The 19,021-nt window shown below is 68.7% G+C and carries 21 protein-coding genes; 9 read left to right on the top strand and 12 right to left on the bottom strand.

Features of this window, described 5'->3' with window-relative positions:
- Positions 1-159: 159 nt before the first annotated feature.
- The 3 genes from ON27_RS20110 to ON27_RS20100 form a co-directional block, all read right to left on the bottom strand.
- The gene (locus ON27_RS20110) at positions 160-1,326 is read right to left on the bottom strand and encodes a glycoside hydrolase family 18 protein (protein WP_245560021.1); all 1,167 of its coding nucleotides are present in this window, start codon (positions 1,324-1,326) and stop codon (positions 160-162) included.
- Positions 1,327-1,512: 186 nt separating this feature from the next.
- Positions 1,513-2,769: a PP2C family protein-serine/threonine phosphatase gene (locus ON27_RS20105; protein WP_043729792.1), complete on the bottom strand. Its 1,257-nt coding sequence runs from the start codon at positions 2,767-2,769 to the stop codon at positions 1,513-1,515.
- Positions 2,766-3,575 (bottom strand): alpha/beta fold hydrolase, encoded by an 810-nt coding sequence (locus ON27_RS20100; RefSeq protein ID WP_043729790.1) that lies wholly within the window; start codon positions 3,573-3,575, stop codon positions 2,766-2,768. The genes ON27_RS20105 and ON27_RS20100 overlap by 4 nt, the downstream gene beginning before the upstream one ends.
- A 183-nt stretch (positions 3,576-3,758) precedes the next feature.
- On the opposite strand from ON27_RS20100, the gene ON27_RS20095 reads away from it, so the two are divergent.
- A complete protein-coding gene (locus tag ON27_RS20095; RefSeq protein WP_043729788.1) occupies positions 3,759-4,571 on the top strand; it encodes a DUF1206 domain-containing protein in 813 nt (270 codons plus the stop codon).
- 17 nt (positions 4,572-4,588) lie between these two features.
- Here the strand turns inward: ON27_RS20095 and ON27_RS20090 are convergent, their stop codons facing one another.
- Positions 4,589-5,953: a flavin monoamine oxidase family protein gene (locus tag ON27_RS20090; RefSeq protein ID WP_043729785.1), complete on the bottom strand. Its 1,365-nt coding sequence runs from the start codon at positions 5,951-5,953 to the stop codon at positions 4,589-4,591.
- 231 nt (positions 5,954-6,184) lie between these two features.
- Here ON27_RS20090 and ON27_RS20085 point away from each other — a divergent pair, with 231 nt between their 5' ends.
- The 6 genes from ON27_RS20085 to ON27_RS20060 all read left to right on the top strand — a co-directional run bounded on the left by ON27_RS20085 (position 6,185) and on the right by ON27_RS20060 (position 11,237).
- On the top strand, positions 6,185-7,432 hold the full coding sequence (locus ON27_RS20085) for a cytochrome P450 (RefSeq protein WP_043729783.1): 1,248 nt from the start codon (positions 6,185-6,187) through the stop codon (positions 7,430-7,432).
- A gap of 94 nt (positions 7,433-7,526) precedes the next feature.
- Positions 7,527-8,471 (top strand): metal ABC transporter substrate-binding protein, encoded by a 945-nt coding sequence (locus ON27_RS20080; protein WP_083887680.1) that lies wholly within the window; start codon positions 7,527-7,529, stop codon positions 8,469-8,471.
- Positions 8,468-9,202: a metal ABC transporter ATP-binding protein gene (locus tag ON27_RS20075; RefSeq protein WP_043729780.1), complete on the top strand. Its 735-nt coding sequence runs from the start codon at positions 8,468-8,470 to the stop codon at positions 9,200-9,202. Before ON27_RS20080 ends, ON27_RS20075 begins: the two co-directional genes overlap by 4 nt.
- Before the next feature lie 26 nt (positions 9,203-9,228).
- Entirely contained in the window at positions 9,229-10,107 is an 879-nt protein-coding gene (locus ON27_RS20070) for a metal ABC transporter permease (RefSeq protein ID WP_043729982.1), read from the top strand.
- A gap of 259 nt (positions 10,108-10,366) precedes the next feature.
- Complete coding sequence (locus tag ON27_RS20065; protein WP_043729773.1) at positions 10,367-10,933, top strand: RNA polymerase sigma factor; 567 nt, start codon at positions 10,367-10,369, stop codon at positions 10,931-10,933.
- Entirely contained in the window at positions 10,926-11,237 is a 312-nt protein-coding gene (locus ON27_RS20060) for a hypothetical protein (RefSeq protein ID WP_043729767.1), read from the top strand. Before ON27_RS20065 ends, ON27_RS20060 begins: the two co-directional genes overlap by 8 nt.
- A 132-nt stretch (positions 11,238-11,369) precedes the next feature.
- Here ON27_RS20060 and ON27_RS20055 read toward each other — a convergent pair whose 3' ends face one another.
- Together ON27_RS20055 and ON27_RS20050 are read right to left on the bottom strand one after the other, a co-directional pair.
- A complete protein-coding gene (locus ON27_RS20055) occupies positions 11,370-12,020 on the bottom strand; it encodes a TetR/AcrR family transcriptional regulator (protein WP_043729765.1) in 651 nt (216 codons plus the stop codon).
- Positions 12,021-12,270: 250 nt separating this feature from the next.
- Entirely contained in the window at positions 12,271-12,627 is a 357-nt protein-coding gene (locus tag ON27_RS20050) for a LysR substrate-binding domain-containing protein (protein ID WP_043729762.1), read from the bottom strand.
- A 41-nt stretch (positions 12,628-12,668) separates the two neighbouring features.
- Between ON27_RS20050 and ON27_RS20045 the strand changes: the two genes are divergently transcribed.
- Complete coding sequence (locus ON27_RS20045; RefSeq protein ID WP_245560020.1) at positions 12,669-13,766, top strand: MFS transporter; 1,098 nt, start codon at positions 12,669-12,671, stop codon at positions 13,764-13,766.
- Here ON27_RS20045 and ON27_RS20040 read toward each other — a convergent pair.
- Complete coding sequence (locus tag ON27_RS20040; protein ID WP_043729759.1) at positions 13,751-14,371, bottom strand: TetR/AcrR family transcriptional regulator; 621 nt, start codon at positions 14,369-14,371, stop codon at positions 13,751-13,753. The two genes, ON27_RS20045 and ON27_RS20040, sit on opposite strands and share 16 nt — an antisense overlap.
- A 79-nt stretch (positions 14,372-14,450) precedes the next feature.
- Between ON27_RS20040 and ON27_RS20035 the strand changes: the two genes are divergently transcribed.
- Positions 14,451-15,869, top strand: a complete 1,419-nt coding sequence (locus ON27_RS20035) for an MFS transporter (RefSeq protein ID WP_051046790.1) — start codon at positions 14,451-14,453, stop codon at positions 15,867-15,869.
- A 5-nt stretch (positions 15,870-15,874) separates the two neighbouring features.
- Here ON27_RS20035 and ON27_RS20030 read toward each other — a convergent pair whose 3' ends face one another.
- The 5 genes from ON27_RS20030 to ON27_RS20010 all read right to left on the bottom strand — a co-directional run bounded on the left by ON27_RS20030 (position 15,875) and on the right by ON27_RS20010 (position 18,921).
- Positions 15,875-16,828 carry an alpha/beta hydrolase gene (locus tag ON27_RS20030; RefSeq protein WP_043729748.1) on the bottom strand — a complete coding sequence of 318 codons (954 nt, stop codon included), beginning with the start codon at positions 16,826-16,828 and terminating at the stop codon, positions 15,875-15,877.
- A gap of 92 nt (positions 16,829-16,920) precedes the next feature.
- Positions 16,921-17,346, bottom strand: a complete 426-nt coding sequence (locus ON27_RS20025; RefSeq protein ID WP_051046789.1) for a DUF6463 family protein — start codon at positions 17,344-17,346, stop codon at positions 16,921-16,923.
- Entirely contained in the window at positions 17,346-17,891 is a 546-nt protein-coding gene (locus ON27_RS20020; protein WP_043729745.1) for a TetR/AcrR family transcriptional regulator, read from the bottom strand. Before ON27_RS20020 ends, ON27_RS20025 begins: the two co-directional genes overlap by 1 nt.
- 53 nt (positions 17,892-17,944) lie before the next feature.
- Positions 17,945-18,475: a DoxX family protein gene (locus ON27_RS20015; protein WP_043729742.1), complete on the bottom strand. Its 531-nt coding sequence runs from the start codon at positions 18,473-18,475 to the stop codon at positions 17,945-17,947.
- Positions 18,475-18,921 (bottom strand): ABA4-like family protein, encoded by a 447-nt coding sequence (locus ON27_RS20010; protein WP_043729740.1) that lies wholly within the window; start codon positions 18,919-18,921, stop codon positions 18,475-18,477. The genes ON27_RS20015 and ON27_RS20010 overlap by 1 nt, the downstream gene beginning before the upstream one ends.
- Between the last annotated feature and the right edge of the window lie 100 nt (positions 18,922-19,021).

Below are 19,021 nucleotides of genomic sequence, written 5' to 3'. Positions count from 1 at the left end.
TCGCCGATGCTGACCGATAGGGGGACTCGCCGCAGCGAATCGGACAGGACCGTCCGGAGCTGCCGGGATTCGATCCGGAGGATTTGCTTCGAATCCAGCCGCATTCCTCACCCTCGCTTGGTTCCGGTGGCGAGTCCGGGCTGATCCGCCTTGTATCGATCAGGTCGCTTCGTCCACCCGGATGACCGTTCGGATCGTGGTGCGGTGGCGCTGCGCAGACTCGGCTATCGGCCCTCGAGGGGCTTTTCGGGTCCGTGGGAGGGTGCACTGCCCCAGTCCCGTCGATAGGCTGCCCAGTCCGCGGGGGTCGCGGCGAAGTCGACGTACAGCGCCCACGCCGAATGCTTGCCGCCCCGGTGATCGGCGATCGAGTCCGAGGCGGATGCCGCGGATCGCCGCAGCGACCGTCTCCGCCGAACCGTGGTGGCCCGGGTCGTCGGCCCAGAAGGCGGGCGCGCCCATCAACAGGTCGACATCGGTCGCGGTGGCGGCCAAGGCGAGAGCTGTTTGGTGGGCGACGTATCCGCCGTAGAGAGCTTTCGTCGGCATCGCGGTGTCGTACGACATCAGCGCGACTTGATCCACCCGACGCGCCACATCGGCGAAATACTGTTGCGACCACCACTTTCCGTGGTCGAAGAGTGCGACGCCCACCGCATGCAGCCCGGGTAAGGGATCGATCTGCGGGGCTGACACCGACAGCAGCACTTGTCGTGCAGACGTCGCGGTATGGGTTCGGTCGAGCAGCGCGAGAAAACCCGGAGAACCGGAGCGAATCGGTTCCAGATCGAAATGGATGCCATCGAAACCGAGGTCGAGCACCTGTGCCGCGGAGGCGAGGATCCGCTCCCGGGTAGCGGGATCTTCCACGTCCAATCCGTCGAATTCGGGTCGGACCACATCGCCCAGCCATGACTGCACTCGAACCTGAGGCAACTTACGATGCACCGCGTCGACGAACCAGTCTGCCCGCGGGGACAATTCGCGTCGCAGCGTGCCGTCGTGTTCCAGCGGCCCGGTGTGCACGAACAGATCCTTGATGCCGGTGTCGGTTACCAAGGCTGCCAGCTGGTCGATATCGGTTTCGGTTTTGCGACCGTCCACCCAGGCGTGGCCCAGCCAGACCGCATCCCGGTTCCGCGTGCGGGCATCGGCGGAGGGCTCACCCGTGTATTCGAGCCGCAAGGCCGCCACAGCGACTACCGGAGTGAGCAGCACCACCGCGACCAGCAAACCGATCATGTTGGCGCGGCGCAATCGCGACCACCGTTGCCATCTTCGTCGCATCTCGGCCGCCGCACGCCCGACGAAACCACTGTTCCCCATCAGCGTTCAACCGTCCTTTGCGGGTTGTCGGAATGTCAAGTGGTAGTACGACTTCGGTGCTGCGAAGCAACGTAGCTTCCTCGATGTGGCCGAGCATCGGTAGCTCGTCGGTATGCGTCCGTCCGGCATCACGCGCTCGACGCGCCGCAGCGGGGCGACAGAGCCTCCGGCGCCTGAGTCGGGTGCTCAGCGTGTGGTGCCGGTCGGCGGCAGCGCATGGACGGCGAGGATGGCCGTGTCGTCTTCCAGGCCGGATTCGAAGGAGTCGAGCAGTTCTCGGAGAGCTTCGATGGTGTGGGCGGCGGTGGCCGGCGCCAGGGCGCGGACGAAGTCGAGGAGGGCTCGGTCGCCGTAGCGACCGCCGTTCGCGGTGGTGCGCGCCTCGGTGAGTCCGTCGGTGTAGAGGAGCAGGGTGTCCCCGGCCTCCAACCGGAAGCTTCTGGTGACGATTCGGGCGTGCGGGATCGCCCCGATGAGCTGACCACCACGAGTGTGCATCTCCTCGAGGTTGCCGTCGGGATGGGCGAGCAGGGCCGGCGGGTGGCCGCCTCCGGCCAGGACGATGTCACAGCCGCCGCGTTCTGGAGTGGGTGTGATCAGTCCGAAGATGATCGTGCAGAACCGTGGGTTGTGGCCGTGACAACGCTCGGTGAGAGTGGTGTTGAGCGCGTCGAGCACGGCGGCCGGATCGCGGGTGTAGGCGGTGGCCGTACGCAATGTGTAGCGGGCCAGCGAAGTGAGTACCGCGGCGGGAGCGCCTTTGCCGCAGACGTCGCCCAGGAACATCCCCCACGTGTCGCCGGTGATGGGGAACAGATCGTAGAAGTCGCCGCCGACCTCGTCGGCCGAGGCGATGTGGTAGTGCGCGGCGACCTCGAGGCCGGGAACCTCGGGGAGTTCGGGCGGCAGCAGCGTGGTCTGCAGCGTGGCGTTCAGGCGTTGCAGGCGCTCGCGTTCCTGCTCGGCTTCCCGCCGTGCCCGTAGCAGCTCGGTCTCGTAGGCGCGGCGTTCACGGGCGTCGAAGACCGTGGTGCGGATCAGCAGTGGTTGGCCCTGGCTGCCGGTTTTGACGAGGGAGGTCACCAGGACGGGTAGCCGGCGACCGTCGGTGGTCTTCATTTCCAGGGCGATGCCGCGGACTTCGCCCTGCATACGGAGCAGGGGAGCGAAGTGGGTCTCGTGATAGAGGCGGCCGCCCACGGAGAGCAGTTCCGAGAAATGTTTGCGGCCGACCAGCTCTTCGCGCTGGTAGCCGAGCCAGTCGAGCAGGGTGGCGTTCACCTTGGCGATGCGGCCGTCCAGCGAGGTGGAGAGGTATCCGCAGGGCGCGTTCTCGTACAGGTCCTCGACGCTGTCCTCGAGCAGGGCGGCGAAGGCCGCGTGGTCGTCCGGCCCGGCGACTGGGCCGCTGCCGGCTTCGCCGTCGCCCGCCGCGCTCGTCATCCGGTTTCGCTGGCGAAGGCGGCGATGGCGGCGGCGGTCTCCGCCGGAGAGCTGAGCTGGGGGCAGTGGCCGGTAGCCGTGAGGGTGACCAGTTTGCTGCCGGGAATCCGTTCGTGGACGAAGGCTCCGACCTCGAGCGGGGCGATGGCGTCGTCGGAGCACTGCAGAACGAGCGTGGGCACGCCCACCGCGCCCAGGTCGGCGCGGTTGTCGGAGAGGAACGTGACGCGTGCGAAGACCCGCGCGATCTCCGGGTCGGTGCGGCAGAAGCTGTTGGTGAGCTCCTCGGCCAGCTCCGGACGGTCCGGGTTGCCCATGATGACCGGCGCAATCGCACCCGACCAGCCCAGATAGTTCGCATCGAGCGCCTCGAGGAGTTCCTCGATGTCGGCGGCGCTGAACCCGCCCCGGTATCCGGTGGACGGATCGTCGATGAAGCACGGCGAGGGAGCCAGCAGCACCAGCCCGGCGAAGGCGGCGGGCTCGCGCGCGGCGGCGAGCACACCCATGGTCGCGCTGACCGAATGCCCGACGAAGACCACCGGTCCCAGCTCCAATTCACGAAGGACCGCCAGCACATCCTCGACGTAGCCGTTCATGCTGGAGTGCCGCTGCGGACTCCACGCCGACAGGTCCGAGCGGCCCGCGCCCACGTGATCGAACAGCACGACGGTGAAATCCCGTTCCAGGGCGGGCACCACCAGGCGCCACATGTGTTGGTCGCATCCGAAGCCGTGGGCGAGCACCACCACCGGGGCACCGGTTCTACCGGTCACGGTCACATGGTGTCTGCTCAGTACCTCCACATGACCACCCTCGCAGAAAACCGGCGCGAATGCCCGCTGCCCGCTGTTGTGCCTGCTGAGGGCGCGCGACGCCCGAGCCGAGGCCATCGGACTCAAAAGGCGCGTGCTTTTCCGGCGGACGTGGGTATCCGGTCGATGTTCTGCGAGCGGCCCCGGGCCGCAGTACCCGTATGGAGATGCAGCATGGCTCACACGAACCTTTCCGACACCGCCGGACGGATCGCCCAGAACGGTGCCTTCGAGCGACTCGCCCGCGCGGGTTTCGTCATGTCCGGCATCGTGCATCTGCTCGTCGGCTACATCGCCATCCGCCTCGCCCTCGGTGGCGGGGGCAGCGCCGATCAATCCGGCGCCATGGCGGAACTGGCCGACAAGCCGGGCGGTGCCGTCACGCTCTGGCTGGGCGTGGTCGCGTTCCTGCTGTTGGCGCTGTGGCGGCTGGTGGAGGCGGTGCTGGGCAGCTCGTCCAAACCGTATTCCGACAGCAAGAAGTCCGAAGCTTTCGACCGCGTCAAAGCGTTCTCGCTGTTCGCGGTCTATCTCGCGTTGGCTTTCTCCGCTTTCCGATTCGCGCAGGGCAGCGGACAGTCGAGCAGCAGCCAGAGCGTCGGGCTCACCGCACGCCTGATGCAGAACACCGCGGGCACGATCGCCCTCGTGGTGGGCGGGCTGATCATCATCGCGGTCGGCGGCTACCACATGTACAAGGGAGCGAGCCAGAGCTTCCTCGATGACCTGCACGGGAGCCCGAGCGCTTTCGTACGGCGCCTGGGCACCGTCGGGTATCTCGCGAAGGGGCTGGCGATCGCCGCGGTCGGGCTGCTGGTGATCCTGGCCGCGACGCGATCCGATCCGAACAAGTCCGCGGGACTCGACGGCGCCTTGAAGACGCTCGGCGCGCAACCCTTCGGCGTGGCACTGCTGCTCGTCGCCGGGCTGGGGATCATCACCTATGGGCTCTACAGCTTCGTCATGGCTCGCAGCGCGAAGATGTAGGGTCGGCCGGCGCGTGCTCAGCCCACCACGGCGGTCTCGTGCTCCAGCACTTCGCTGGCCGCTCGTTCGCCCGAGCGGATGGCCCCATCGATCCAGCCGCACATCACCGCGGAGCTCTCGGTGCCTGCCCAGTGGACGCGGCCGCACGGCTCGCGCAGCGCGTGGCCGAATTGGGTGAGCACCCCGGTCGGCGCGTGGCTGAGCATCCCGCCGCCGGAGTAACGCTCGGCGCTCCAGTTCTGCTCGATGAACTCGACGGGTGAGCCTGCCTTCCGGCCGAACCGCTCGACGAGTGCGCCGAGAACCATTTCTCTGCGCTCCGCGGCGTCGAGCCGGCCTACTCGGCGCGCTATCGGTCCCTCGATGATCACGCACAGCACGCCCGGACGCCCGGTATCCGTGCACGCGTCGATGGTGATCGTGGCCGGGGAACCGGGGGCGGCCGACTGGCCCGACAGCCCGTCGCCGCGCCAGAACGGCTCGTCGTAGACGACGGAGATCTTGATGACCGACCCGCTCGGCATCCGCTGATGCAGGAACGAGCGATCGACGGGCAACATCGGCTGGTAGGAGATCTTGTCGGCGATGGCCAGGGGAACCGTGACTATCGCGCGCCGGGCGCGCACCGTCAGATCGGCTGTGCGGACCCGCACCCCGTCGGCGTCCTGATGGATGCACCGGACCGGCTGCGCGAGGTGGATCGAATCGCCCAGTTCGGCCGCCATCGGCCGGTAGATCGCGCCCATACCCCCGACCGGCCGGGAGTCCTGGGCTGCGTCTTTGATGCCCAGAACGAAGCTCGGGCCGCCACCGGACGCCATTTGGTACAACACGAAAAGCAGCGAGACCTCCGAAGCCGCGGAAGTGTAGCAACCGGCAATGGCGGTCTCGAGCAAATCGTGCGCCGGCTTGGAGAGGATATTGCTTTCCAGCCAGTGCGCCAGACTGACCTGATCCCACTTGTCGGCCTTCTTCGCCGCCCACGGCGCTTCCAAGGGGACCGACTTGCACATGTGCCCCAACTCCAGGAACACCGCGCCGAGGTTCATCGCCGCCCATGGGCTCATGGTCCACGGGATAGTGCCCGTGTAACGGTGCTGCTTGCCGTCGACCACCATCATGGCTTCGCCGTCGGTGTACTGCTTGTAACTCCGTACCCCGAATTCGGTCATCAGTGCCTGGATGCGGTCCTGACCCGGGCCGATCCAGGCGCCGCCGCGATCGATCCACGATCCGTCGTCGCGCACTTCGGTGAACGTGCGGCCGCCGACCCGGTCCCGGGCTTCCAGCAGTGCGACGGAGCGACCCATTTGTTTCAGTCGCAGCGCCGCCGTCAATCCCGCGAATCCCCCGCCGATTACGCAAAAGTCGACGTCTGTCATAGCGTGCCGTCCTCGTGTCGCAGTACCGCGCACGGCCGCCGCGCGACCTGCGCTCGATCGGCGCACCTCGACCCAGCGGGTGCGGACAACCTTCGATCAGGACTACGCGAATCTTCGGCAATTCTATAGCGAATACCGGTTTCCAGGGCATCTCCCGTCGTTTCCGGTACGCGCGGTCGGCAAGCTGCCTAGGCTCACGGAGCTTGTTGCCGACTGCCTGGAGCCGCTCCGATGACGACGTCCCCGTCCTCCGCGCACAGCCGTGCACCGCACGGTTCGCCGATCGACACCGCCGGACCGCGGATTCCGCTGTTCGCAACGGAATTCGCGGCGGACCCGCACAGCGCCTATCGGCGGATGCGGGACCGGTACGGATCACTGGCGCCGGTGGAACTCGCGCCCGGCGTACCGGCCACCCTGGTGATCGGCTACCACACCGCCGTGCGGATCGTGAACGATCCCGAGCACTTTCCGGCCGATCCGCGCACGTGGCAGCAGAACATCGCCGCCGACTGCCCGGTGCTGCCGATGATGCAGTGGCGACCGAACGCGTTGCGCAATGCCGGAGCCGAGCATGCCCGCTATCGGCAAGCCAACGTCGCGGGCCTGGAGAAGGTGGATCTCTACCGCCTGCGCGACACGGTGGCGCGGCTGGCGGTGCCGCTGATCAACTCGTTCTGCTCCGACGGGTCCGCGGATGTGGTGCGTCAGTACGCGTTTCCGCTGGCGTTCGCGGTGCTCAACGCCTTGCTGGGTTGTCCGGCGGAGATCGCGCAGCGCGCCGCGACCGGCATGGCCGCGATCTTCGAGGGTGTCGATGCCGAACGTGGGAACAAGCTGCTCATCGATTCGCTGGGCGAGCTGACACTGCTGAAGCGAGCCGAACCGGGCGAGGACATCGCGAGCCGGATGCTCGCGCATCCGGCCGGGCTCAGCGACACCGAGATGGTGCACCAGCTGGGCACGCTGTACGGCGCGGGAATCGAGCCGCAGCAGAATCTGATCGTCAACACCCTGTTGCTGATCCTCACCGACGAGCGGTTCGGCGGCAGTGTGCTGGGCGGGAGCCTGTCCACCCGGGACGCGCTGGACGAGGTGCTGTTCAACGATCCGCCGATGGCGAATTTCTGCTTCAGCTTCCCGAAGCAGCCGATCCTGATCGATGACGTCTGGTTGCCCGCCCATCAGCCGGTGGTGATCAGCATCGCCGCCTGCAACACCGATCCCGCGATCAGCGCCGAGCGGTACGCGGGCAATCGCGCCCATCTGGCCTTCGGTGGCGGGCCGCACGTGTGTCCGGCGAGTTCGCTGGCCTACCTGATCGCCCAGGACGCCATCGATCAGCTGCTCGACGCCCTGCCGGAACTGCGCCTCGCGGTACCGGCCGACGAGCTGAGTTGGCGTCCAGGTCCGTTCCATCGAGCGCTGACCGCTCTGCCGGTGGTGTTCCCCGAGTCGCCGCCATTGCCGCTGCCGTAGGGCGCGCCGCCGTGTCGGGGCCGCGTCTGACGACCCCCTATTTCAATGACTCGAACTTGAAAGTTCGGATAGGCGAACATTATCATCTCCATGTATGAAGGTTCGGCTCCACCGTTCGCTCGCCCTGTCTCCACGTCGATGGGCGGCGGCAATCGTCGTGTCCGCGCTGGCCTGCGCGCTCACCGCCTGCGCCGGAAGCGGGGCCGGATCGCACGATCGCCCGGTGGTGCTCACCACGTTCACCGTGCTGGCGGACATCGCCAGGAACGTGGCCGGTGAGCATCTGGCCGTGGAGTCGATCACGAAAGCCGGAGCGGAGATCCACGGCTACGAGCCGACGCCCGGCGACATCAAGAAAGCGGCCAAGGCCGATCTGATCGTGGACAACGGCCTGAACCTGGAGGCGTGGTTCGCCCAGTTCGTCTCCGACGTGCGGGTACCGCACGTCGTGGTGAGCGAGGGTGTGGCCCCCATGCCGATCCGCGAGGACGCCTACCAGGGCAAACCGAACCCGCACGCGTGGATGTCGCCGCAGAACGCGCAGATCTACGTGGACAACATGGTCCGCGCGTTCAGCGATCTCGCACCCGACCACGCGGCCGACTTCCGTGCCAACGGGGAGCGGTACAAGACCGAACTGCGCCAGGTGCAGGACGAGCTGACCCGCACCTTGCACGCACTGCCGCCGAACGAGCGCGCCTTGGTGACCTGCGAGGGCGCCTTCTCCTACCTGGCCCGCGACGCAGGCCTCACCGAGAAGTACATCTGGGCGGTGAACGCCGAGCAGCAGGCCACGCCGCAGCAGATCGCCTCGGCCATCGACTTCGTGCGGCAACAGCGGGTGCCCGCGGTGTTCTGCGAGTCGACGGTGTCGGACGCGCCGATGCGCCAGGTGGTCGAGGCCACCGGCGCGGCGTTCGGCGGCGTGCTGTACGTCGATTCGCTGTCGGAGGCCGACGGACCGGTGCCGACCTACCTGGCCCTGCTCCGGCACGACGCGCAGACGATCGGCAACGCGCTGACGGGTCGCAGGCCGTGAACGCGCCCGCGATCGAAGTGCGCGGGGTCACCGTCGCCTACGCCGAGACGCCTGCGCTCGAGGACGTCGATCTGACCGTGCACCCGGGGCGGGTGTGCGGACTCATCGGGATGAACGGCTCCGGCAAGTCGACGTTGTTCAAGACGATCATGGGTCTGGCCCGGCCCGAGCGCGGCACGGTGCGGATCAACGGCGGCGCGCCGTCGGCGGCACGCAAGGCGGGCATCCTCGGCTATGTCCCGCAGAGCGAGGACGTCGACTGGAGCTTCCCGCTTTCGGTGCGCGACGTGGTGATGACCGGCCGATACGGCCGACTCGGCTTCACCCGTCGCGCGCGCAGGGCCGATCGCGACGCCGTCGCGCACGCCTTGGCACGCGTGGAACTGACCGACCTGGCCGACCGGCAGATCGGCCAGTTGTCCGGCGGGCAGCGCAAGCGCGCCTTCGTCGCGCGCGGGCTGGCGCAGGGCGCCACGGTTCTGCTGCTCGACGAGCCGTTCGCGGGCGTCGACAAGCGGTCGGAGGCCACGATCACCGCTCTGCTGCGCGAACTCGCCGGCGACGGCGCCACGATCCTGGTGTCGACGCACGATCTGCACGCCTTGCCCGGCCTGGCCGACGAGGCGGTGTTGCTGATGCGAACGGTGCTGGCCCAAGGCGATCCCGATACGGTGCTGCGGCCGGAGAACCTGGCCAGGGCATTCGGCCTGGACGTGATGAACCGGGTGTGAACCCCGGCCGAGTGTGGGACGAAAGCATGAGCCTGACCGAGATCTTCGTCGACCCGCTGCGTTACGAGTTCATGGTGCGCGCGCTGGCCACCACAGTGACCGCGGCACTGGTGTGCGCGGTGCTGTCCTGCTGGCTGGTGCTGATCGGGTGGTCGCTGATGGGCGACGCCGTCTCGCACGCGGTGCTGCCCGGTGTGGTGCTGGCCTACATCGTCGGGCTGCCGTTCGCGGTGGGCGCGATCGTGTTCGGGTTCCTGGCGGTGGCGCTGATCGGCGTGGTCCGCGACACCAGCCGGATCAAGGAGGACGCGGCCATCGGCATCGTCTTCACGACGTTGTTCGCCTTCGGCCTGGTGCTCGTCTCGGTGACGCCCAGCCAGACCGACCTCAACCACATCGTCTTCGGCAACCTGCTGGGCGTCAGCCGAGGCGAACTGGTCCAGGTCGTGATCCTGGCCGCGATCACCCTCGCCGCGCTCGTCCTCAAGCGCCGCGACTTCACCCTCTACGCCTTCGACCCCACCCACGCGCACGCGATCGGTCTCAGTCCCCGGTTGCTCGGCACGGCATTGCTGGGCCTGCTGGCCCTCACCGCCGTAGTCGCCCTGCAAGCGGTGGGCGTCGTCCTCGTGGTCGCGATGCTGATCATCCCGGGCGCGACGGCCTACCTGCTCACCGACCGGTTCGGCCGAATGCTGGTCATCGCCCCCGTCGTGTCGGTGACCTGCGCGGTGACGGGCTTGTATCTGAGCTACCACCTCGACACGGCTCCCGGCGGCATGGTCGTGGTCGTCCAAGGGCTGGCCTTCACGGCCGTGTACCTGTTCGCGCCCAGGCAGGGCGTGATCGGGCGGCGGATCTCCGCGGCGCGCCGGCTGCGCAGCGCGGTGAGCGTTCGAGGGTGAGCCGGGGCCGTCGCGGCCACGCCCTCGAGCTGTGCGGACTCGCGTCGGTCAGTGGGACCACTTGCCCGGATTCCGCATGGCGCAGACGGTCCGGTGATCGATGTGAATCCTTCTGTGACGTTCGGTCCTCTCATAGTCGTGCCGGTAACCGGGTCGGCACCTATCGAGGAGGTCGTTGTGATCATTGCCGCCGTCGCTGTCGCCGCCGTGCTGGTCTGCTGGTGTAGCGTGACGCTGCTGCGTCGCCGGAGCCGCTCCCGTGACTGACCGGACCTGGCCCGACGAGCGATTGGTCACCGCCGCGCGAGAAGGCGACGCCGCGGCGATCACCGCCCTGGTCTCGGGCTCCTACCCGCACGTGCGGCGGTTCGCTCACACACTGTGCGCCTCCGCCGAAGACGCGGAGGACGCGGCACAGGAAGCGCTGATCATCCTCTATCGCAAGATCGGGACGTTGCGGGCCTCCGGCGCGCTGGCGTCGTGGATGTTCCGCATCGTCCGCAACGAGTGTCTGCGGCAGTGGCGAACGATGACACGGCGACCCGAACCGATGCCGGATTCCGCCGTGGCGTCGGCGGAGGACGAGGCCGTGCTGCGGCTGGAAGCGGGCCGGGTGGCGGCGGCGATCGCCGCGCTGCCCGCCGACCAGCGGCGAGTGCTGATCATGCGCGACGTACAGGGATACAGCGGCCGGATGGTCGCGGGCAGGCTCGGTCTCAGCCTGGCGGCGATGAAGTCACGGCTGCACCGCGCCCGGGCGGCGGTCCAGCACCAGCTGCGCAACCCACCGCACCCGGCTTCGGAGAGGAACGAACGTGATGACTGACGATCGCGACTTCGCCAGCGCCTCGGTGCCCCGGCACCTGATCCGCGGCGTCGTCGGCTTCGGTGCGCTGATCGGCGCGATCGCGCTGCTGCCTGTGCTCGGCGCGTACAGCCTGCTGCTCGCACCGGCGGGCCTGCTCGCGCTGCGCGGGTGCCCGACGTGCTGGGCGATCGGCTTGATGCAGACCGTCTCCCGAGGCCGATTGCGGCGTTCGTGTGTGGACGGTCAGTGTCGGCTGACCGGTGCCGGGCACGTTCGGTCCGGACCCGGCGACAGCCGATCGAGCGCCGAGTTCGACCGGTAGCCCAGCCCGGCCGACTGTCTCCTGGACGAGCGGTCGAGCGTTCGAAGATGGCCGCGTTCCCCTGACCGCCGCCGACGCACAGCGTTTCCAGACCGTTCGCGCCTCGCGACGCCGCATTTCGCGGCGATCGAGTTACCCGCCACCGGCGAGTAGCCGGTAACGGCTCTCCAGTCCGTCGAGCAGCGATTCCAGACCTACTTCGAAGGCGTCCCGATCGAGCCGTTGCTGCCGCTCGGCCAGCAGATGCGCCTCGTTCAGATGCGGGTAGGCGTCGGCGTACACTGCGGCGTCGGCGGGGAAGCCTGCGGCGAACGAGCCCAGCGACGCTCCGGTGAGGAAGTACCGCATGGTGGTCCCGACCGTCGTGGCCTCGCGGCGCGGCCAGCCCGCCGCGACGAGGCCGCCGAAGACGGCGTCGGCCATGCGCAGCGCGTTGGGCCGGTGGCGGGGGCCGCCGGCCAGTGCGGGGACGATGTGCGGGTGCGCGGCCATCGCGGTCCGGTACGAGCGTGCCCAAGCGCTCAGTGCTGAGCGCCAGTTCGGGTTCCGGGCCGAGAGTCCGTCGAACATCGAGATGTCGACCTCGCCGAGTACCGCGTCGACCACGGCATCGATGAGGTCGTCCTTGGTGCGCACATGGTTGTACAGCGACGGTCCCTGCACCCCGAGTTCGGTGGCCAGCCGCCGCGTGGAGACGGCGGCGAGTCCCTCGGCGTCGACGAGGGCGAGCGCGGTCTCGATGATGCGGTCGCGGGTCAGTAGCGGCCGCCGCGGTCGGGCCATGGGCGTCTCCTTTTCGGTCTTCCGCATTCTCGCAGGCGGCCGACAAGAACTTGCGCCGCTAGTCGCACTGTGGAGCGAAACTTGCGCTGCTAGTTTTGGGAGAACGAGTCGATGCTCAACGGGCGGCAGGGAAGCGACGCTGCGGGTGGTCGGCCGAGTAGGCGATCCTCCGCGCTCGCAAGCTGCGCATCTATCGGGCATCGCTGCCGCAAGCGTTCGAGGAGACCTCGGGGGTGTGAACGTCGGACGGCTATGGCTTGTCGGGGATGCAGTGAGCTCGAGGCGGCGAGCTGCGGCACCCGGGTATCGCCGTTTCCGGGAGCGATCGACTACGGCCCAGGTCCGAGGCTCGTGCCAGCGCCAGTGCGGCGCCGAAGCCGTCCACGACCGTCACGATGTCGCGTCGATGGCCGGTGGGGTGCAGAGCCTCGTCGACCAGGCCCTCGCGCAATCCCCGCCGGGAGATGTGCACGTGCCGTGCGGAGGCATAGCGGGCCGTCGTGACGACCCCTGTGGCGAGCGGATGCTCGCCGCGCACCACCCCGATGAAGCGGTCGGTGAACAGCGGCGTGCTCGCGATGTCCGGGGGCAGCTCGCGCTCGATCACTCGCCGCGCGCGGCCTGCAGGGCGCGGGCGCGGCGTGCATGATGGCGCTGACCATGGCCTTCGTCGGGGAAATCGTTCCGATGGAGCGCACCGGCAGCGCCATGGGCATGCTCGGGACGATGTCGGCGGTGGGCACCGCGCTGGGGCCCTCCCTCGGCGGAATCCTCATCACGGCATTCGGCTGGCGGGCCATCTTCCTCGTCGTCGTGCCGCTCGGGCTGCTCGCACTCGCGCTGTCGACCCGGGTGCTGCCGGTTTCCGTCCCCGCGACCGATGCGGCACGTGCGCGTTTCGACGTTCTCGGCACGGTGTTGTTGGCCGTCACCCTGGGCGGCTACGCGCTGGCCATGACGATCGAGGGGACGTCGTTCGGCCCGCTCGGCATCGGATTGCTCGGCGCTTCGGCGGTGTGCCTGGGACTGTTCGTCCTAGTGGAGCGCCGCGTGTCCGCGCCGCTGCTCACCCTCGCGATGTTGCGCGATCCCGTCCTGGCCGCCGGTCTGACCACCAGTGCGCTGGTCTCGATGGTCGTGATGACCACGCTCGTCGTGGGACCCTTCCACCTGTCCCGTGCCCTGCACCTCGATCCCGCCCTCGTCGGACCGGTGATGTCGGCGGGCCCGGTCGTGTCCGCGCTCACCGGTGTGCCCGCGGGCCGTGCCGCCGATCGCTTCGGCGCCGCGACCATGGTCGTCGTCGGGCTCGGCGGCGTCATCGGCGGCTCCGCCACGCTCGCGGTGCTGCCCGCGTCCATCGGGGCCATCGGATACGTGCTGCCATTGGTGATCACGACTTCCGGCTACGCGCTGTTCCAAGCGGCCAACAACACGGCCGTAATGAAAGACGTCGCCCCGCACCAACGCGGTGTGGTCTCCGGCATGCTGAATCTCGCCCGGAATCTGGGTCTCATCACCGGCGCATCGGTCATGGGTGCTGTCTTCGCCATCGCGGCGGGCTCCGGCGATGTCACCACCGCCGCGCCGGAGCAGGTCGCGCGAGGCGCGCACGGAACCTTCGCTGTGGCAGCGCTTCTCGTCGCTCTCGGCTCGGCGCTCGTCCTCGCGTCGCGGATGCGGCGATCCCGGCTCCTGGAGTGGCCCGATCCGAAGCGACCGCTCGTCGATCAGGGCAGTAACTGACGGACCAGGGCGTCGACGGCCCATTTCTCCCAATCCTGGCTGGTCCAGCCCTGGTGGTGGACGAGCAGGTGATAGGTCTCGGGTGCGAGGACGACCAAGGCGATGTCGGCGGCGCGCTCGGCGTCGATTCCTTCGCGCAGTGGGGATTTGGCGGCCAGCGCCGCGGCGAGGCGGTGCTGCACGGTATGGCGCTGGGCGATATTGGTCTGCCACAGTTCGGCCAATTCCGTATCGGTCGCCGCGGCCGAGCGGACGGCTTCCAGCAGGGGAGTGACCCGAGCGAGGATCGCCCCGGCGGCCGCCACCTGGAGCCGGATCTGCTCCAGCGGAGGTGCGGCCACGGCCTCGGCGAACCACGGCCGGTCCAGCGTGGCGACGGGCTCGGTGTCGCCGGCGATTTCCACGTCGAGCAGCTCCGCCAGGATCGCGCGCTTGGTGGCGAAGGTGAAGTACAGGGTCTGCACGGCCATTCCGGCTACATCGGCGATGGCCTTCATGGTGGTCGCGGTGTAGCCGCGGGTGGTGAACAGTTCCCGCGCCGCGCTCAGCATGCGAGCCCGGTTGGCCGAGGTTCGGGCCGCGCGCACTCCGGTGTTCTTCGACATGGACGGCATTCTACTTGACTAAAGCGGTGCTCTAGTGAATTATCTCGCTATACCGATGCTCTAGTGAAAGGTGTGTGTGATGGGCGGGATAGGGCGCTTGCGGCTGCTGTTGCTCACCGTGGTCGAGTTGGTGATCTTCCTGGACACCACGGTGCTGAACGTGGCGCTGCCGGAGATCGGCAACCACTTCGACTTGGGCGCCGCCGGGCTGGGCTGGGTGACGAATGCCTATCTGCTCGCCTTCGGCGGGTTCATGCTGCTGGGCGGGCGCGCGGCGGACCTGTACGGGCCGCGCCGCATGTTCGGCGTGGGTCTGGCGGTCTTCACCGTGGCATCCGCCCTGGCCGGCTTGGCGGGCACGGCGTGGCTGCTGATCGCCGCGCGGGCCGCGCAGGGCATCGGCGCGGCCGTGGTGATTCCGGCGCAACTGGCGCTGCTGACCACCGCGTTCACCGATCCCGCCGCGCGACGCCGGGCATTCGGAGTGTGGAGCGCGATGGGCGCCGCCGGTGCGGCGATCGGCACCGCGGTGGGCGGTCCGCTGACCGACGGTTTCGGCTGGCCGTCGATCTTCCTGATCAATCTGCCCGTCGGGCTGCTCGCGCTGGCACTGCTGCGCGCTCTGCCTTCGGACTCCACGAGCACGGCCGCGGCGGGAAGGCTCGATGTCCCCGGTGCGCTCACCGGAACCGGCGCGCTGCTGATCATCGGTTACTCGATCGGCGCGTGGGGCGATCCGGGCACCCGGACACTGGCCTCGGCACTGCTCGCCCTCGGCGCCGCCCTCTTCGCGGGCTTCTTGGTCATCGAACTGCGCAGCCCGCACCCGCTGATGCCGTTGCGGCTGTTCGCGATTCGCCAGGTGAGTGGTTCCTCGGCGGTGAACGCGCTCGTCGGCGCGGCGCACGTGCCCGCGTTCGCCCTGCTCGCCCTGTATCTGCAGAACATCCAGGGCTACAGTCCGACGTTGTCGGGACTGGCGGTGTTGCCGGTCGCGGTGGTCAATATCGTCGTCTCCCGTACGCTCATCCCGTTCGCGCTGGCGAAGATCGGCCCCCGCGGTGTGCTGACCGCCGGTATGGCGCTGCAGACGGCGGCATTGGCCTGGTTCGCCCGGTTACCCGAGCAGGCCTCATATCTCATCGATGTGCTGCCGGGGGCGATCGTTCTCGGCCTGGGGCTACCGGCCGCGTTCGTGGGCGTCACCGTGCCTGCCGTCACGGCGGTGGACGAGGCGGATCGCGGCATCGCCGCGGGCGTTGTCAACACCGCGCAGCGGGTCGGCTCCGGGATCGGCGTCACGGCCGTGCTCCTGCTCGCGCAGACGGTGGCCGAAAAAGCGGGCGGCTCTTCGGCGGACGGGATCCGCGCGGGCTTCGCCGCCGCGGCCACGCTGGCACTGCTCGGCTGCCTTCTCACGGTCCTGGTGCTGCGCGTTCCGTCTACCGAGACCGCCGCCGAGGCCGAACCGAGTGCCTTGGCCGAGGAGGCGAGATAGTTCGGTCAGGCGCCGAGCGCGCGGGCCAGGTGGGGCCAGGAATCGTGCAGGTCGGTCTCGAACTGCCCCCACGTATGCGAGCCCTCCGGGCGGTTGACATGAATCGCTGGCAGCCCGAGCTGTTCCAGGCGATCGGCGAAAGCCGCTGTGCAGGAACTCGCGATCGCCTCGAGCGGCGGGAAGGGCAGACCACCTCGGTCGATCGGGCCCGGAGTGCCGGTCGCGGCCGACAAGTAGATGGTCTTGCCGGCCAGCGCGGTCGCGTTGGCGAACGCGTCGTGTGCCCGCCAGATCGCGTCGCCGGGCGAGCCCCACAGGTTGGCCGGGTTGCCCCCGCCGCGGATGACCTGCGCGGAGACCATCGCCGCGCCGGCCGCGTCCGCCGCCCAGGGGCAGCCGCTGTAGGCCGCCACCGCGCTGTACACCTCGGGCGCCTGGATCGCGAGGTCGATCGCGGAGGCCGCGCTCATCGACACTCCGGCGATCGCGTTGCGTCCGGTCGCGCCGAGTTCGGTGTCGAGCGCCACCGGAAGCTCCCGCGTGAGGTAGGTCTGCCAGCGATTGCGTCCGACCGCAGGATCGTCGGCGAGCCAGTCGGTGTACAGGCTGTAGGCGCCGCCTACCGGCATCACCACGTTGACGTGCTTGCCGGCGAAGAACTCGCGGACGTCGGTGTCGTCCCACCACGAGATCCCGTCTACCCCACCGCCGATTCCGGTGAGCAGATACAGCGTGGGCGCGGGCCCGCCGCCCGCCGCGCGGATCACCCGATTGGTGACCACCCGGTCCATGGACGGCGAGTAGACGTCGATCTGGGACGCCGAGCCACCGAGCGGAACTTCCGCGACCACGCGCGACCGGGCGGATTCGGCTTGGGCAGGATGAACGGAGAGGACGGATACCGCCACAGCGGTCGCCAGCGCACTGACGAGCGAACCGAAATACTTGGAAGCACTCACGATTCCGTTGTACCCACCCGGGTCGCCGTACTCGGGCCACTGACGCGATTCCGATCATTGCCAGCGTGAAATGCTCTCGCAAGCAATAATTTTCAGTGCGGCGCGGGTCCGCGCCGGTGCGCCGTCACCGGCCAGGCTGGACCTGGGCGGTAGGCCGCGGCCAGTGCCACCGCTCCGATCGCGAGCATCAGCCAGCCACCGGTGACCGGGAAATAGATGACGGTCAAAGGGATTCCGATCGCGATCAGGCACCAGCCGACGTGCGCAGGAACGCGTCCGGTGGCAGTGAGCGCGTTGCGGGTGAGGGCGCCGATGGACAGCAGCGCGATGCCGCACATCATGAACCACACGCTCGCGTCGCGGGCGAAGTAGCTGGGATCGCTGGTGTCGGAGGCGGTCGCCAGGAATCCTCCGGCGGCGATGCCGGACCAGTCGTTGGGCTGGATGAACGCGTAGCCGAAATGAATTGCCGCCGTCGCGAAGATCAGGCGCGGTACCCAGGGGCCGAGCGCGGGCATCAGTTCTCCTTCCGGATCGCCAGGCGCAGCACCAAGGCGTAGAGGTCGGCGATCTCCGCGGCGGGCAGCGGGGGAACGACCTGCTGCGCGCCCACCAGCGCGAGATAGAGCAGGCGCGCCAGAGGCCGGATCTCGGAGCCGTCTGCGGCGATGTCGCCCAACAGGGACTCGAGATACTCGACTCGTCTGCGGTCCACACGCTGCTGGACTCGGTAGACCTGCGGGTCCTGCATCGCCCAGGCGCGCAGGGCGATCTCTACCGCGTTGTCCGCGTCCTGGGCGGCGAGTACGAGATCCGCCAGCCGGGCCAGCTTGTCGGCCGCCGGGGCGTCGTGCCGCTCGGTTTCGGTGATGTAGCGACCGGTGTACTCGGTCTCGAAGTGGTCGAGCAGGTCGGCCTGGTAACCGGCCATGCCTCGGAAATGGTGATAGAACGACCCTTTCGTCAGGCCGAGGTCGGCGCACAACCGCTCCACGGTGAGCGCCCGTGCCCCGTCCTCGGCCAGCACCGCCAATCCGGCGTCGAGCCAATCCCGCTTGCCCATCCGACCTCCTCAGCCGCACCCGAACATACCATACCGTATGGAATGGCCGTCGATCAGGCCATCCGATGGCTCGCGGCGCTACCGGCCTGACGGCTTCGGTCTTGTCGCGGGAACCGCAGGACACCCGCTGCCCACAAGGCGATGCCTATGTACAGCGCCTGTTCCGGGATGCGTATCCACAGGGGTGTCGCGGGTGCGCCGTTGAACGGAATGCCGGATACGGCCACATGGATATTGGCGGGCAGCATCGCCACGAACAGGGCGGCCAGCCCCAGCCCCGCGGGCCGGCGTGTCCTGGCGAGGAACAGGCCTACCGCGCCGAGCAGTTCCAGCACCCCGGTCAGGTAGATCATCAGGCCGGGGAACGGGACGAACGGCGGCACCATCGGGAGGAAATCGGCATGGGTCGGGGCGGGGGAGCCGGCGAACGCCTCGGGGAGGAAATGCGTGGTGCCGGTCATGATCAGCATCACGCCGAGGGCGTAGGCGCCGCAGGTCGGCCAGTCGCCGAACCGGCGCGCGCCGAGGGCGCCTGCCGTGCGCAGCAGCAACAGGGTGGTGAGCAGAACGACGAGGGTTTCCATCATGCCTCCATGGCGAGAGCCCGGTCGGGCGCCGGTTTCGGGGTGAGCCGGATGAGCAGGTAGAGCAGGACGCCGATCGGCGCGAACAGGATGGTGAGCAGCAGCAGCGGGCTGATCAGCAGTGGCGAGCGGCCGCGCGCACGACCGTCCTGGAAGATCCAGCGGCCGAGGAACAGGTCGAAGGCCACGAAGTGGGCCCACGCGGCCGCGGCCCCGGACTCCTGGCCGAGCACTGATCGCAGCCCGGACAGTTCCGGGTCGACGAGCGCGGCGGCGAACGGGCCGATCTCGGGTGCGATCACTACCGCGTAGACGAGCAGGGGCGGCAGGCAGATGAGCGGTGACGCGACGATCGAGGCGGTCCGCCGCCACGTCGGCGCCAGGATCATCAGTGCCCAGAACGGCGCGGCGAACCAGAAGGTGAGGTCGAACAGCAGTTCGGTCATCGGCTCGCTCCTATCGGGAGACCGCGCACGGCGACTTCTTTCGCGCGCATTGCCAAGACTGCGGACACCGCTGCGCCGAGCGCGACGGCCGCGAAGGCCG

This window comes from Nocardia asiatica NBRC 100129, from assembly GCF_000308415.1.
Taxonomy (GTDB): Bacteria; Actinomycetota; Actinomycetes; order Mycobacteriales; family Mycobacteriaceae; genus Nocardia; species Nocardia asiatica.
This window is presented reverse-complemented; position numbering and strand designations above follow the sequence as displayed.

Excerpts from the sequence above, each read along its gene's own strand:
- ON27_RS20110 (WP_245560021.1), bottom strand. The coding sequence starts at position 1,326 with ATGGGGAACAGTGGTTTCGTCGGGCGTGCGGCGGCCGAGATGCGACGA.
- ON27_RS20105 (WP_043729792.1), bottom strand. The coding sequence starts at position 2,769 with ATGACGAGCGCGGCGGGCGACGGCGAAGCCGGCAGCGGCCCAGTCGCC.
- ON27_RS20095 (WP_043729788.1), top strand. The coding sequence starts at position 3,759 with ATGGCTCACACGAACCTTTCCGACACCGCCGGACGGATCGCCCAGAAC.
- ON27_RS20090 (WP_043729785.1), bottom strand. The coding sequence starts at position 5,953 with ATGACAGACGTCGACTTTTGCGTAATCGGCGGGGGATTCGCGGGATTG.
- ON27_RS20085 (WP_043729783.1), top strand. The coding sequence starts at position 6,185 with ATGACGACGTCCCCGTCCTCCGCGCACAGCCGTGCACCGCACGGTTCG.
- ON27_RS20080 (WP_083887680.1), top strand. The coding sequence starts at position 7,527 with ATGAAGGTTCGGCTCCACCGTTCGCTCGCCCTGTCTCCACGTCGATGG.
- ON27_RS20070 (WP_043729982.1), top strand. The coding sequence starts at position 9,229 with ATGAGCCTGACCGAGATCTTCGTCGACCCGCTGCGTTACGAGTTCATG.
- ON27_RS20060 (WP_043729767.1), top strand. The coding sequence starts at position 10,926 with ATGACTGACGATCGCGACTTCGCCAGCGCCTCGGTGCCCCGGCACCTG.
- ON27_RS20055 (WP_043729765.1), bottom strand. The coding sequence starts at position 12,020 with ATGGCCCGACCGCGGCGGCCGCTACTGACCCGCGACCGCATCATCGAG.
- ON27_RS20045 (WP_245560020.1), top strand. The coding sequence starts at position 12,669 with ATGGCGCTGACCATGGCCTTCGTCGGGGAAATCGTTCCGATGGAGCGC.
- ON27_RS20040 (WP_043729759.1), bottom strand. The coding sequence starts at position 14,371 with ATGTCGAAGAACACCGGAGTGCGCGCGGCCCGAACCTCGGCCAACCGG.
- ON27_RS20035 (WP_051046790.1), top strand. The coding sequence starts at position 14,451 with ATGGGCGGGATAGGGCGCTTGCGGCTGCTGTTGCTCACCGTGGTCGAG.
- ON27_RS20025 (WP_051046789.1), bottom strand. The coding sequence starts at position 17,346 with ATGCCCGCGCTCGGCCCCTGGGTACCGCGCCTGATCTTCGCGACGGCG.
- ON27_RS20020 (WP_043729745.1), bottom strand. The coding sequence starts at position 17,891 with ATGGGCAAGCGGGATTGGCTCGACGCCGGATTGGCGGTGCTGGCCGAG.
- ON27_RS20015 (WP_043729742.1), bottom strand. The coding sequence starts at position 18,475 with ATGGAAACCCTCGTCGTTCTGCTCACCACCCTGTTGCTGCTGCGCACG.
- ON27_RS20010 (WP_043729740.1), bottom strand. The coding sequence starts at position 18,921 with ATGACCGAACTGCTGTTCGACCTCACCTTCTGGTTCGCCGCGCCGTTC.